This is a genomic window from Streptomyces mayteni (assembly GCF_054783955.1).
The window spans coordinates 48535-61286 of the sequence record NZ_BAAGPR010000027.1 but is presented as its reverse complement, the minus strand read 5'-3'; the positions used below and the strand labels follow the sequence as shown (position 1 = coordinate 61286).

Annotated in this window: 11 protein-coding genes and 1 pseudogene; 4 read left to right on the top strand and 8 right to left on the bottom strand. The window is 73.5% G+C overall.

Annotated elements, in window-relative coordinates; all coding sequences use genetic code 11:
- Positions 1 to 2 precede the first annotated feature (2 nt).
- Positions 3 to 536: a cyclophilin-like fold protein gene (locus ACYVPE_RS15195; protein ID WP_461034100.1), complete on the top strand. Its 534-nt coding sequence runs from the start codon at positions 3 to 5 to the stop codon at positions 534 to 536.
- Here ACYVPE_RS15195 and ACYVPE_RS15190 read toward each other — a convergent pair.
- Together ACYVPE_RS15190 and ACYVPE_RS15185 are read right to left on the bottom strand one after the other, a co-directional pair.
- The gene (locus ACYVPE_RS15190; protein ID WP_461034099.1) at positions 526 to 1206 is read right to left on the bottom strand and encodes an SDR family NAD(P)-dependent oxidoreductase; all 681 of its coding nucleotides are present in this window, start codon (positions 1204 to 1206) and stop codon (positions 526 to 528) included. The two genes, ACYVPE_RS15195 and ACYVPE_RS15190, sit on opposite strands and share 11 nt — an antisense overlap.
- Positions 1207 to 1232: 26 nt before the next feature.
- Positions 1233 to 2171 (bottom strand): NADP-dependent oxidoreductase, encoded by a 939-nt coding sequence (locus tag ACYVPE_RS15185; RefSeq protein ID WP_461034098.1) that lies wholly within the window; start codon positions 2169 to 2171, stop codon positions 1233 to 1235.
- 99 nt (positions 2172 to 2270) lie between these two features.
- On the opposite strand from ACYVPE_RS15185, the gene ACYVPE_RS15180 reads away from it, so the two are divergent.
- Complete coding sequence (locus ACYVPE_RS15180) at positions 2271 to 2939, top strand: TetR/AcrR family transcriptional regulator (RefSeq protein WP_461034097.1); 669 nt, start codon at positions 2271 to 2273, stop codon at positions 2937 to 2939.
- Positions 2940 to 3365: 426 nt separating this feature from the next.
- Here ACYVPE_RS15180 and ACYVPE_RS15175 read toward each other — a convergent pair whose 3' ends face one another.
- The gene (locus tag ACYVPE_RS15175; RefSeq protein ID WP_461034096.1) at positions 3366 to 4346 is read right to left on the bottom strand and encodes an aldo/keto reductase; all 981 of its coding nucleotides are present in this window, start codon (positions 4344 to 4346) and stop codon (positions 3366 to 3368) included.
- Positions 4347 to 4594: 248 nt separating this feature from the next.
- Between ACYVPE_RS15175 and ACYVPE_RS15170 the strand changes: the two genes are divergently transcribed.
- Positions 4595 to 5494, top strand: coding sequence for a helix-turn-helix transcriptional regulator (locus ACYVPE_RS15170; RefSeq protein WP_461034095.1), 900 nt, complete (start codon positions 4595 to 4597; stop codon positions 5492 to 5494).
- A 7-nt stretch (positions 5495 to 5501) separates the two neighbouring features.
- On the opposite strand, the gene ACYVPE_RS15165 is transcribed toward ACYVPE_RS15170, so the two are convergent.
- From ACYVPE_RS15165 to ACYVPE_RS15155, 3 genes and pseudogenes are all read right to left on the bottom strand, one after another.
- Complete coding sequence (locus ACYVPE_RS15165) at positions 5502 to 5915, bottom strand: TetR-like C-terminal domain-containing protein (protein ID WP_461034094.1); 414 nt, start codon at positions 5913 to 5915, stop codon at positions 5502 to 5504.
- A gap of 6 nt (positions 5916 to 5921) precedes the next feature.
- Positions 5922 to 5993 (bottom strand): annotated as a pseudogene (locus ACYVPE_RS15160) (TetR family transcriptional regulator); the annotation flags it as partial.
- Positions 5994 to 6059: 66 nt separating this feature from the next.
- Positions 6060 to 6980, bottom strand: coding sequence for a GntR family transcriptional regulator (locus tag ACYVPE_RS15155; RefSeq protein ID WP_461034093.1), 921 nt, complete (start codon positions 6978 to 6980; stop codon positions 6060 to 6062).
- A 137-nt stretch (positions 6981 to 7117) separates the two neighbouring features.
- Between ACYVPE_RS15155 and acnA the strand changes: the two genes are divergently transcribed.
- Positions 7118 to 9790 carry an aconitate hydratase AcnA gene (acnA, locus tag ACYVPE_RS15150; protein ID WP_461034092.1) on the top strand — a complete coding sequence of 891 codons (2673 nt, stop codon included), beginning with the start codon at positions 7118 to 7120 and terminating at the stop codon, positions 9788 to 9790.
- Between the two features lie 69 nt (positions 9791 to 9859).
- Here acnA and ACYVPE_RS15145 read toward each other — a convergent pair whose 3' ends face one another.
- Both ACYVPE_RS15145 and ACYVPE_RS15140 read right to left on the bottom strand, forming a co-directional pair.
- Positions 9860 to 10951: an ABC transporter ATP-binding protein gene (locus ACYVPE_RS15145; RefSeq protein ID WP_461034091.1), complete on the bottom strand. Its 1092-nt coding sequence runs from the start codon at positions 10949 to 10951 to the stop codon at positions 9860 to 9862.
- Entirely contained in the window at positions 10944 to 12719 is a 1776-nt protein-coding gene (locus ACYVPE_RS15140) for an ABC transporter permease (RefSeq protein ID WP_461034090.1), read from the bottom strand. Before ACYVPE_RS15140 ends, ACYVPE_RS15145 begins: the two co-directional genes overlap by 8 nt.
- Between the last annotated feature and the right edge of the window lie 33 nt (positions 12720 to 12752).

Here is a 12752-nt window from a genome sequence, read left to right as displayed (position 1 = left end):
TGATGATGTCGAACTGCCCTCCCGCCCTGACCCGCGCCGGCGCGGTCGCCGTCCTCCTGTTCGGTGTCACCGCCTGCGCCGCGGGCTCCTCCCCGGCTCCGACGACCGACGCGTCGCCCTCTTCCACGGCACAGGAGCGGGCGACGGCGGATCCCACACCGACCACCACCCCAGGCAGGACCGACGTGCGTATCCGTCTCACCGTCGACGGCACTCCTCTCGACGCCACCCTGAACGACAGCGCCACCGCCCGGGACTTCGCGGCTCAGCTGCCGCTCACGCTGTCCCTCAGCGACTTCCACCAGACCGAGAGGATCGCCGACCTGCCGTCCGGTCTGTCCACCTCGGGCGCGCCCGAGGGAGCCGAGCCCCGGGCGGGTGACCTCGCCTACTACGCGCCCTGGGGCAATCTCGCGGTCTTCTACCGGGACGCCCCCTACGCCACGGGGCTGGTCATCCTCGGCCACGTCGCGGATGGCGGCACCGAACTGCTCGCCACCGCGAACGAGGTCGTCATATCGGAGGTCAGGCCGTGAACACGGCCTCGGCGCGGTCGCGGCGCTCGTGCAGCTCCCAGTAGAGGGGGGCGATCTGCTCGGGCGTGGCGGTGGGGACGCCCTCGGGGCCCTCGTCGCCGATCCAGACGCCGATCGCGACGTGCGCGGCGTGGATGTCGGTGTCGGCCAGTTCCTTGTCGAGGTTGATGACCCAGTTGCGGAGCGCGGCGCCGGCGGGGTTGATGTTGCCCAGCATCGGGATCGGGTCCACCGAGCCGCCGCCGGAGGTGAACAGCAGGGTGCCCGCGCCTGCTTCGCGCATCGCGGGCAGCACGGCGCGGGCGGCGGCGACGGCGCCGAAGAAGATGTACTCGAGGTGCGGCCGCAGGTTCTCGGCCGTGGTCTCGGAGGGGCTGGCCATGGTGAAGCCAGGCCCCGGGGTGGGTGCGGCCGGGGAGTACTCCAGCACGTCGATGCCGCCGAAGTGGCTCGTGGCGGCGCCCAGGGCGGCGGTCAGCGAGTGCCGGTCCAGGACGTCGGCGGTGAACGCGGCGGCGGTGACGCCCTCGGTGCCCAGCTGCTCGACCAGGGTGTCGAGCTTCTGCCTGGTGCGGGCGATCAGGGCGACGTCGAAGCCGCGGCTGCCGAAGGTGCGGGCGATGGCCAGGCCCATGCCGGGGCCGGCGCCGACGATGGCGATGGTGGGCATGATTCAGCTCTTCCGAGAAGTGGGTTTCAGGAGCAGGTGATGGCGATCTTGCCGAGCGTGCCGGCCGCGAAGGCGGCGAACGCCTCCGGAGCCCGCTCCAGCGGGTAGGTGGCGGTGACCGGCACGCGCAGCGCCCCGGAGGCCGTCTGCTCCGCCAGCGTGCTCAGGGTCCGGGCGTTCGGGTCCGCCATGATCGGGTGGACGGTGATGTCGGGGTTGTCGACGGCGTCGGGGGTCAGGCCGAGGGGGGAGGCGATCCGTCCGCCGGGACGGAGCAGGCCGGCGAGCTGGCCGCCGTCGCCCGCCAGGTGGAGTACCGCGTCCACGCCGTTCGGGGCGAGGGCCTCGGCCTGGGCGGACAGGTCGCCGGTGAAGTCGACCAGGTCGACTCCGGCGGGCGTCAGGCCGGTGACGAAGGCGGCCTCGGATCCGGGCCGGGCGGTGGCGATCACGCGGGCGCCGCGGGCGGCCGCGAGTTGGACGGCCAAGGCGCCGACCCCGCCGGTGGCGCCGGAGACCAGCACCGTCTCGTCCTTGGTGAGGGCCACGGCCGCCAGGCTGTCCCAGGCGGCGGTCCCGGCCAGGCCGAGTGCCCCGGCGTCCCGGAGGGCCAGGCCCTCCGGGAGGGGGGCGACGCCGTGGGCGGCGGGCACGGTGACGTACTGGGCCAGCGACCCGGTGCCGAGATACGGCTTCATCGTCACGCCGAAGACGGCGTCGCCGACCGCGAAGCCGTCCACGCCCTCACCGAGCGCCTCGACGGTGCCGGCGAAGTCCTTGCCGACCACCAGCGGGAACCTGTGCTCCATCATCCCCTTCAGGTAGCCGGCCGCCGTCGCGGCGTCGAAGCCGTTCACCGACGAGCCGGCCACCCTCACCAGCAGCTCGCCGGCCTCCGGGCGGGGGGTCTCGACCTCGGCCACGGTCGGGGCCGAAGGGACCTCGTTCAGTGTGACAGCGCGCATGACAGCACCTTCCGGTAAGTGGAACGGCCTTCCCGTTTCCATCGCGGCCCAGCGTAACAAGAAAGTGGTCCGCCCGTTCCAGTTAGATAGGGTGGGGGCATGACCTCCTCCGCGGACACGGGACTGCGCGCCGACGCCGAACGCAATCGCGACCGCATCCTGGCCGCCGCCCGCCGCCTGTTCGCCGCCGAGGGGCTCGGCGTCTCCATGGCCTCCGTGGCCCGCGAGGCCGGCGTCGGCAAGGCCACCCTCTCCCGCCGGTTCGCCACGCGGGAGGAACTCGTCAACGCCGTCTTCGCCGACCGGATGGACGCCTACGCCGCGGCTGTCGCGGATGCCCTGGCCGCCCCCGACCCCTGGCGCGGCTTCGCCGGCTACGTCCACACCGTCTGCGCCATGCAGGCCGCCGACCGCGGCTTCGCCGACGTCCTGACCATGACCTTCCCGGCGGCCAGGGCTCTGGAGACCCGCCGCGCCGAGGCCTACACCGGCTTCCTCGACGTCATCGCCCGCGCTAAGGCGACCGGTCGCCTGCGTGACGACTTCACCAGCGAGGACCTCGTCATCCTGCTCATGGCCAACGCCGGTGTCGTCAACGCCACCGGCGACGACGCCCCCGACGCCTGGCGCCGCCTCGTCGCCCACATGCTGCGCTCGTACGCCGCCCCCGACACCCACATTCCCCCACTGCCCGACGCCCCCGCACCCGCCGCCCTCTACCGCGCCATGGTCCGTCTCGGCCGCCCCGGCCCACCGGCCAGTCGCTGACGCGACGGCCCCTGTGACGCGCTCGTGGCGAGATGACCAAGGACCGGAGGCGTCGCGCACGGGCCGCGGCTTGACCGTCAACTGGGAGCTGACCGGTGGTATCCCGGTGGGTCTCTTCGTTCAACTGCACGAACAAGGTTGCTACCCGGGCGAGTCCGGTGTCGACGTCGTCGTCTCCGCCAGCTCGGGATCCGGCGCTGGTAAGCGGCCGGAGACGAGGGATACCCCAGGGACTTTTCGCTGTACAAGGCAGGAAGGCTGAGACAGCGGCTGAAAGAGGCGAAGCCACAGGTCAGGGGCCCTGCTCGGCCGGCAGCCGCTGCGCGAGCCCTACTGGGCGCACCGTGTCGCCGCCGAGCTCGGCGACGACACGGTGCGCCCGGAGCGGTATGGCTACGCCGTCCACCGGTAACCCCGGGAGGGCCGTCAGAAGTACGTGGGCTCGCGCGGGGTGTAGTGCTCCTCCAGTGCCCTGACCTCGTCGTCGGTGAGGTCGATGTCGAGGGCCGCGACGGCGTCGGCGAGGTGGTGGGCCTTGGTGGCGCCCACGATGGGGGCGTCGACCACCGGGTTGCGCAGCACCCAGGCCATGGCGACCTGCGCCATGGACACCCCGCGCGCCTCGGCGATCCGCTGGACGGCGTCGACGGTCGCCTTGTCGCTGTCGAGGAAGAGCGGCCGCCCCTGCTGGTCGGTGGTCGGGTTGGCCTGGCCGCGGCTGGTGCTCCGGTCGCCCCAGGGGCGGGTGACCAGACCGCCGGCGAGGGGGCTCCACGGGATGGAGCCCACGCCCTGGTCGGCGAGCAGCCCGAACATCTCGCGCTCCTCCTCGCGCTGCACCAGGTTGTACTGGTCCTGCATCGAGACGAAGCGGGTCCAGCCGTTGGCGTCCGCCACGTACTGCATGGTGGCGAACCGCCAGGCCCACATCGACGAGGCGCCGAGGTAGCGGACCTTGCCGGCCTTCACCACGTCGTGCAGCGCCTCCATCGTCTCCTCGACCGGGGTCTCCGGGTCGAAGCGGTGGATCTGGTAGAGGTCGATGTAGTCGGTGTCCAGGCGCCGCAGCGAGGCGTCGACCTGCTCCATGACCGCCCTGCGGGACAGCCCGGAGCCGCCCGGGCCCTCGCCCATCGGCATGAACAGCTTCGTCGCCAGCACGATGTCGTCGCGCTTCGTGTACTTCCGCAGGGCCCGTCCGACGATCTCCTCCGAGGTGCCGAGGCCGTAGATGTTGGCGGTGTCCCAGAACGTGATGCCGAGGTCGAGCGCCTGCCGGAAGATCGGCTCGGCGTCGTCGTCGCCGAGCGTCCAGGGCGTGATCTCCCTCGGGGTGCCGAAGCTCATGCAGCCCAGGGCGATCCGGCTGACCCTGAGACCTGACGATCCCAGTCGGGTGTACTCCATGGTTCTTCTTTCCTCGAGTATCGGCGGGGGTGAGTCGATGGGGGCCGTCTCCCACGATGGCCGCCCACGGGGTGGTGACGCGCGCGCCGGTGCGCCACCCGGCCTAGCCGACGCCGGCCGTCGTCCAGCCTGCCGCCCGGTGGTGGGGTCGCGGCAGGCCGAGCCGTACGGGTGAACAGGGTGAGGGGGGTGTGACAGGGCCCCCCACCCGGCTTTCTTCCGGTTCAGCGCGGTACCACCCTGGGGGTATGGCACCCGACCAGCAACGCAACGGCGGCGGCACGGAACTGGGCCGCTTTCTGCGGGCCCGCCGCACCCAGGTGAGCCCGCAGGAGGTGGGCCTCACCCTCGGCCCAGGACTGCGCCGCACCCCGGGGCTGCGCCGCGAGGAGCTCGCCACCCTGGCCGGGATCAGCATCGACTACTACGTCCGGCTGGAGCGGGGCCGGGAGACCCGGCCGAGCCCCAGCGTGGTGGACGCGCTCGCCCGCGCGCTGCGTCTTGACGAGGACGAGCACGGCCACCTCCGCAACCTGGCGGCCCGCGCCGCCCGGTACGCGCCAGAGCCGCCGGCCTCGCCCGGCCGCACGGTGCGCCCGCACCTGAAGCTGCTCCTGGAGACGCTGCGCCCCAACCCGGCCTACGTCGCCAGCCGCGCCATGGACCTGCTCGCCACCAACCCGGGCGGGCTCGCCCTCTACGCCGGCATCGAGGACTGGCCGGTCAAACAGCGCAACCTGGCCCGCTACCTCTTCCTGCACCCCGCCGCGCGCGACGTCTTCGACGACTGGGAGAACCAGATCCGGTACTGCGTCGCCGGTCTCCGGGCCCTGGCCGGCACCGACCCCGACGCCCCCGACCTGGCCAACCTCGTCGGCGAACTGCTGCTGAAGAGCCGCGACTTCGCGAGCCTGTGGGAGCGCTACGACGTCCGTGGCCGGCCCTACGGCCGCAAGAAGGTCTTCCACCACCCCACCGTGGGCACCATCAGCCTCGGCTACCAGGGGATGGAACTGGAGGGCACCCAGGGGCAGCGGCTCGGGGTGTACGTCGCGGAGCCGGAGACCCCCGACTACGACGCCATGCTGCTGCTCGACCTGACGGCGCCCCGGGCGGCCGCCGAGCAGCCGGCGGAGCGGCAGGGCTGAGCGCCGGTCAGTCCGGCCGCAGCGCCCTGAGGGCCTGGTCGACGAGCGCGTCGGCGTACTCGGGGGTGAGCGGCCCCGAGCGGAGCAGCCACCGCTGGAAGAGCGGGGCGTAGAGCAGTTCGAGCGCCAGGTCGAGGTCGGCGTCGGCCGCGCGCTGCCCGGCGCGCTGCGCGGCGCGCAGCCGCTCCCGCTTGGCCTCCTCGACCGGCGCCGCCAGCTTCTCCTGGTACTGGGCGGCCAGTTCTGGATCCGCGGAGATCTCCATGGTGAGCGCCCTGATCGGCCCCTCGAAGGCGGGGTCGGCGAACTCGGCGACGGTCGCGCGCAGCACGGCCCTGAGGTCGGCCTCGATGTCGCCGGTGTCCGGGAGCACGATGCCCTCCGCGCCCTGGCTCAGCGTCAGGAACGCGTCGAAGACCACCGCTCCCTTGGACCGCCACCACCGGTAGATGGTCTGCTTGCCGACGCCGGCCCGCGTCGCGATGCCCTCGATCGAGAGCTTGGCGTAGCCGAGCTCTACCGGCGTGGGAGCACCTCAGCCGGAAGGCCGCCGGCTGACGGGCGGTCAGTCGGCCGCGTCCCCGCCCGCGATGCCCGTCTTGCGGGCCCGGACGGCGTCCAGGTGGTCGCGGAGGAAGTCGGCGGCCGCCCGCCGCCGGCCGCTCTCCACCAGGTCGAGGAGGCGGAGGTGCTCCCTGGCCTGACCGACGAGCCGGGTGCGGTCGAGCTGGTGGCGGTACTCGATCAGCCGGCGCTGCCGGTTCTGGCGGCGCAACGCGTCGGCGAGGAAGGGGTTGTTCGCGCAGCCGACCAGCATCTCGTGGAACTCGGCGTTCACCTGGAACAGCTCGGCGCGCGGCAGCAGCAAGGCGTCCCCGGTGAGCAGCGCCTCCTGCCGCGCCCGGTGCCTGGCGAAGGCGTCGGCGTCGGGGGTGAAGCCGGGTTCGAGGAGCGCCGCCGGCTCGATGATCATCCGGAACCGGTAGCTCTGGTCGTGCGCCTCGGCCGTCGCGAGCACCGGCCGGAACTCCCAGCCGCGCCCCGTGCGGCCGCTGATCAGGTCCTCGCCGGCCATTCTGGTCAGCAGCCGGCCCGCCTGGCGGGGCGTCAGGCCGTAGCGGCGGGCCACGTCGGCGGTGGTGAAGGGGCCGGTGAGCCGGCCGCCCAGGTGGTCGTCCGCCAGTCGGAAGTAGGCGTCGTCCTCCGGCGCGGCCTCACCGGCGAGGCCGGCGCGGGCCAGCGACTCGGCCGGCCTGGCCAGGAAGTAGCCGCGGTGTGGCTCCTGTCTGAGGATGCCGAGCTCGGCGAGCAGTGCCATGGCCTTGCGCACCGGGGTCCTGGAGACGCCGAGCGGTCCCGCCGCCCACTGCTCCGTGACATGGGCGCCGGCCGGGAGCCCGCTCTCGTGGATGAGCTCGACGAGCCGGGTCGCGACGGGCGTCGTGACCCCCGGCCGCACCGCCCGCTCCCCGCCGTCCGCGGTCATTCTCGTCCAGCCTCCCTCGTCCGCTGCGGAAAGTGTACGGATCCGCCGGAGGGTACGGGTGCGGGATCGTCCGCCGTGCTGGGAAGGGGCGGGCCGCGGGGTTTTGTATCGATGTGCTCGTTCGTACAATCGGCCGCATGAACGCCACCGCCCCACCCCCGTCCACCGCCGTCCTGCGGGTCGGCGACCGCGCGTACCGCTACGTCCCGCTCGACCGGCTGCTGCCGCCGGGCGCGGCGGCAGCCGTCCCCTACGCGGTGCGGATCCTCCTGGAGAACGTGGCCCGCCGCTCGCCCGACGCGCTCGCGGCGGTGCGGGCGCGGATCCTGGGCGGGGCGGGGGAGTGCGAGGTGCCGGTGCTGCCCAACCGGGTGATGCTGCACGACACCACCTGCCTGCCGGCGCTCGCCGACTTCGCCGCCATGCGCGACAGCGTGGCCGAACTGGGCGGGGACCCGGCCGGGTTGCGGCCCGCCGTGCCGGTCGACCTGGTCGTGGACCACTCGGTGGTCGTCGAGGAGTACGGCCACGCCGGCGCGCTTGAGGGCAACCTGCGGGTCGACTTCCGGCGCAACCACGAGCGGTACGCCTTCATCCGCTGGGCGGAGCGCGCGCTCGACGGGTTCCGGGTGGTGCCGCCGGGCACCGGCATCATCCACCAGGTCAACATGGAGTCGCTGGCCCGCGTCGTGTGGACCGACGAGGCGGCGGACGGCGGCCCGTCGCTGCTCCACCCCGACCTGCTGGTGGCCACCGACAGCCACACCCCGATGATCAACGCGCTCGGCGTCGTCGGCTGGGGCGTCGGCGGGCTCGAAGGGCAGGCGGCCCTGCTCGGCGAGCCGGTGGCCATCCCCTTCCCCGAGGTGGTCGGGGTGCGCCTCACCGGGCGGCTGGCCCCCGGCGTCGGCGCCACCGACCTGGCGCTGACCCTCACCGAACTGCTGCGCGCCACCGGCGTGGTCGACCGGTTCGTCGAGTTCACCGGGAACGGCGTGGACACCCTCGGCTGGGCGGAGCGTGCCGCGGTCGCCAACATGGCCCCGGAGTACGGCGCCACCTGCGTGTTCTTCCCCTACGACGAAGAGACGGCCCGCTATCTGCGGCTGAGCGGGCGGGACGCCGGGCACCGCGAGCTGGTCGACGCCTACCTCACGGCGCAGGGGCTCAAGCGGCTGCCCGGCGCGCCGGAGCCGCGGTTCGACGCCGTGCTCGACCTCGACCTCGCCACCGTCGAACCCAGCCTGGCCGGCCCGCACCTGCCCCACCAGCGGGTTCCGCTCGCCCGGGTGCCGCGCTCCTTCCTGGCGGCCGTCGGCGAGGACCGGGGCGCGGCCCCGACCGCCGAGCCCGATCCGGTCTACGGCGAGCGGGTGCCGGCCGGTCCGGTGGCCATCGCGGCCATCACCAGCTGCACCAACACGGCCAACCCGACGCTGATGATCCAGGCCGGGCTGCTCGCCGAGCGGGCCGCCGCGGCCGGGCTGCGCCCCAAACCGTGGGTGAAGACCTCGCTGTCGCCCGGCTCCCGGGTCGTCGAGCGGTATCTGACCGCCGCCGGCCTGCTGCCGGCCCTGGAACGGATCGGGTTCCACGTGGCCGGCTTCGGCTGCATGACCTGCATCGGCAACTCGGGCCCGCTGGAGGCCCGGATGACGGAGCTGGCGGACGCCGGGCGGCAGCCCGTCGCCGTGCTCTCCGGAAACCGCAACTTCGCCGGCCGGGTCAACCCGCGGATCGCGTACTCCTACCTCGCCTCGCCGCCGCTCGTGGTGGCCTACGCCCTCGCCGGCACCGTGCTGCGCGACCTGGCGACCGAGCCGCTCGGCCACGACCGACAGGGCCGGCCGGTGTTCCTGGCCGACGTCTGGCCGTCGGACGAGGAGGTCGCCGAGGTGGTGGCCGCCGCCGTCCGCCCCGAGCTGTTCCGGGAGAACACCGAGCGGCTCCGCGAGGGCACCGCGCACTGGCGGCGGCTGGCCGGGCGGGACGGCGTCCGGCACGACTGGGACCCGGAGTCCACCTACCTCAGGCGGCCGCCCTACCTCGTCGGCCTCGCCCGCCGGGAGCCGGGCACGCCCGTCGTCCGGGGCGCGCGGGCGCTGCTGCGGCTCGGCGACGACGTCACCACCGACCACATCTCCCCGGCCGGCGCCATCCCCGAGGACAGCGCGGCCGGCCGCTGGCTCGCGGAGCGGGGCACGGCGCCCCGCGACCTCAACCAGTACGCCACCAGGCGCAGCAACCACGAGGTGATGCTCCGCGGCGCCTTCACCAACGCGGCGGTCGCCAACCTGCTGCTGCCCGAGGGGGAGCGCGGCCGGGGCGGGCACGCCCGCGCCGTCGACGGCGAGCGGATCCTGCCGGTCCACGAGGCGGCCGCCGGCTACCGGGCCGCCGGCGTCCCGCTCGTGCTGTTCGCCGGCCGGAACTACGGCGCCGGGTCGAGCCGCGACTGGGCCGCCAAGGCGCAGGCCCTGCTCGGGGTGCGGGCCGTGGTGGCGGAGAGCTTCGAGCGGATCCACCGGTCCAACCTCATCGGCATGGGCGTGCTGCCCGTCGAGTTCGCGCCGGGAGACGGCGCCGGCCGCCACGGGCTCACCGGCGCCGAGGACCTCGACCTGCTCGGCCTCGACGAGCTGTCGCCCGGCACCAACCCGGTGCTGCTCCTGGCGCGCCGGCCGGACGGCGGCGAGACGCGGATCCCGCTGCGGCTGCGGCTGTACTCCCGGCAGGAGGTGGCCTATCTGCGGCACGGCGGGATCCTGCCGTACGTGGTGCGCGCGGCCCTCGCCGGCGCCGACCGCTGAGGCGGCCGTGGGCGGGGGCGCGCGCCCCCGCCCACCCGGGCCCGCCCGGACCGCGGCCACTCAGACCGCTCAGGCCGCCGCGAGATAGAGGAAGCAGTCCTCGGGGCGGATCAGCAGGTTGACCTCGCGGGCGTCGTACGCCACCGGGCTCTCCGCCTGCACCGTCAGCTCCCCGACCGCCAGCTCGTACTCGAACCGCGCCCCGGTGTACGAGCGTTGGGTCACGGTCGCCCGCAGCACGTTGACGCCGGCCGGCTCGGCGTCGACCCGCTCGGCCAGGGTGATCCGCTCGGACCGCAGGCCCACGGTCGCCGCCCGCCCCGCCGTCGCGCCCGCCGCGCGCGGCACGTCGAGCCGCTGCCCGCTCGCGCCCAGCTCGACCCGGACGGTGGGACCGTCCGCCGGCGCCTCCTCGATCCGGCCGGCCAGCAGGTTGCAGCGGCCGATGAACCCGGCGACCTCGGGATCGGCCGGCGACTCGTAGATCTCGGCCGGCGTCCCGACCTGCCGCATCCGCCCGTCCATGAAGACCGCGATCCGGTCGGAGAGCGACATGGCCTCGATCTGGTCGTGCGTCACGTAGACCGTGGTGATGCCGACCTCGCGCTGCAGCGTCTTCAGCCACGAGCGGGCCTGGTCGCGCAGCTTGGCGTCGAGGTTGGACAGCGGCTCGTCGAGCAGCAGCACGCCAGGCGAGTAGACGATGCCCCTGGCCAGGGCCACCCGCTGCTGCTGCCCGCCGGAGAGCTGGTGCGGGTAGCGGTCGCGGAGAGCCAGCATGTCGACCTTCTCCAGGGCGTCGTCGACCAGCCGGCGCCGCTCCGGCTTCGGCACCCTGCGCAGCTTCAGCGGCAGGTCGAGGTTGGTGGCGATCGTCATGTGCGGCCAGAGCGCGTACGACTGGAAGACCAGGCCGAGGTTGCGCTCCTCGGGCGGCACGGTGCGGGAGCGGCCGTCGAAGAGGACCCGGTCGCCGACGCTGATGGTGCCGGCGTCCGGGTTCTCCAGGCCGGCCACGCACGACAGGGTGGTCGACTTGCCGCAGCCGCTCGGCCCGAGCAGCGTGAAGAACTCGCCGTCGGCGACGGTGAAGGTGATGTCGCGCAACACGGCGTTTCCGGCGAACGACTTGACGAGGTTCTCGACGACCAGCTCAGGCATGGCTGCGCCTTCCTTTCAGGAGGATTCCGGCCAGGCCGGCGACGACGGCGGTGACGGCGATCTGGAGGGTGGCGAGCGCGGCGACCGAGCCGGTCTCGCCCTGCGTCCACAGGTCGATGGCGGTGGTGCCGATCACCTGGGACTCGGTGCCGGCCAGGAACATGGCGGGCGCGTACTCGCGGATCATCTGCGTCCAGATCAGCAGGAACGACGCCAGCATCGCCGGCACGAGCAGCCGGATCAGCACCCGGGACACGGTGCGCCACCAGTCGGCGCCGGCGACCCGCGCGGCGTCGTCAAGCTCCCGGCCGAGCTGGAGCACGGAGGGGGAGACGGCCCCGAAGGCCGAGGGCAGCGCGCGGACGCCGAAGGCGATGATCAACGCCAGCAGCGTGCCGCGCACCAGGTCGCCGCCCGGCGCCCAGGCGAAGGCCCAGAAGAAGCCGATGCCGATGATCAGCCCGGGGATGGCGTGCGGGGCCAGGGCGGCCGTCTCCAGGGCCCGCGCGAACCTGAAGTCCGAGCGCCTGGCGACCAGGACCACGACGGTGCCGAACAGGGTGACGGCCACCGAGCCGATGAGGGCCACCGTGATGCTGTTGAGGATCGACTCGCTGTAGGGCCGGTAGGAGAAGATCAGCTCGAAGTTGTCGAGGGTCAGCACCGAGAAGGGGTTCACCAGCGGGGTCAGCAGCGTGGTGAAGGCCCGCAGGATCAGGGCGAGCATCGGCAGCAGCACGCCGAAGGCGAGGTAGCAGCCGACGAAGGCGAACCCGAGCCAGCGCCAGCGGCCCAGGTCGAGCAGCTGGGCGCGGTTGGCCTTGCCCCGCACCGAGACGAACCGCTGCGCCTGGCGGAGCAGTCGGGTCTGGAGGACGACCAGGCCGATGGTGCCCACCAGGATCAGGGTGGAGGCGGCGCCGAGCAGCCCGTAGTCCGGGTTGATCGAGTTGATGCCCTCGTCGTAGAGGAAGCTGGAGAACAGGGTGATGCCGGCCGGCTCGCCCAGGATCAGCGGCACCGAGAGCGTCTCCACCGAGGTGCCGAAGATCAGCAGGCCGGCGTAGAGCATCGGCGGGCGCAGCATGGGCACCACGATCGACCGCAGGATCCGGACCGGCCCGGCGCCCACCGTCCGCGCGGCGCTCTCCAGCGAGGTGTCGGACGAGGCCAGCGCGTTGGCGCAGAACAGGAACGCGACCGGCACCTGGGCCACCGCCTCGACGAAGGCCATGCCGTGCAGCGTGTACAGGTCCCAGGGCACGAAGCCGCCGTAGGTGCGCAGCACGGTGCTGACGAAGCCGGCCGGGCCGTAGACGACGATCCAGCCGAACGCGAGGACCAGCGGGGATATGTAGATCGGCCAGCGCACCAGCTGTTCGACGAGGCGGGCGCCAGGGAAGCGGGTGCGGGTCAGCAGGATCGCCATCGGCACCGCGATGGCCAGCGCGAAGGCCGTGGTCAGCAGGGCGAACAGCAGGGTGTCGAGGACGATCGCGCCGAAGCCGGCCTCGGTGAAGAGACGCCCGTAGTTCTCCAGCGTGAACACGCCGCCGGCCGCGTACAGCGGCTGGTCGCGCACCGACTGGGCCAGGATGGGCACCACGGGCGCCAGCACCAGCGCGGCGGTGACCAGGAACGTCAGGTAGTGGACGAGGACTTCGCGGCCGGCGCCGAGGAAGCGGCGGTAACCGGGGACGCCGAGCTCGCCGGCGCGTGGCGGTCCCGGGGGCGCGGCGGGCGGCGCCTGGCGGGTCTGGGTGGCCATGGGCTCTCCGTGAGGTGTCGGGGCGTTTCGTGC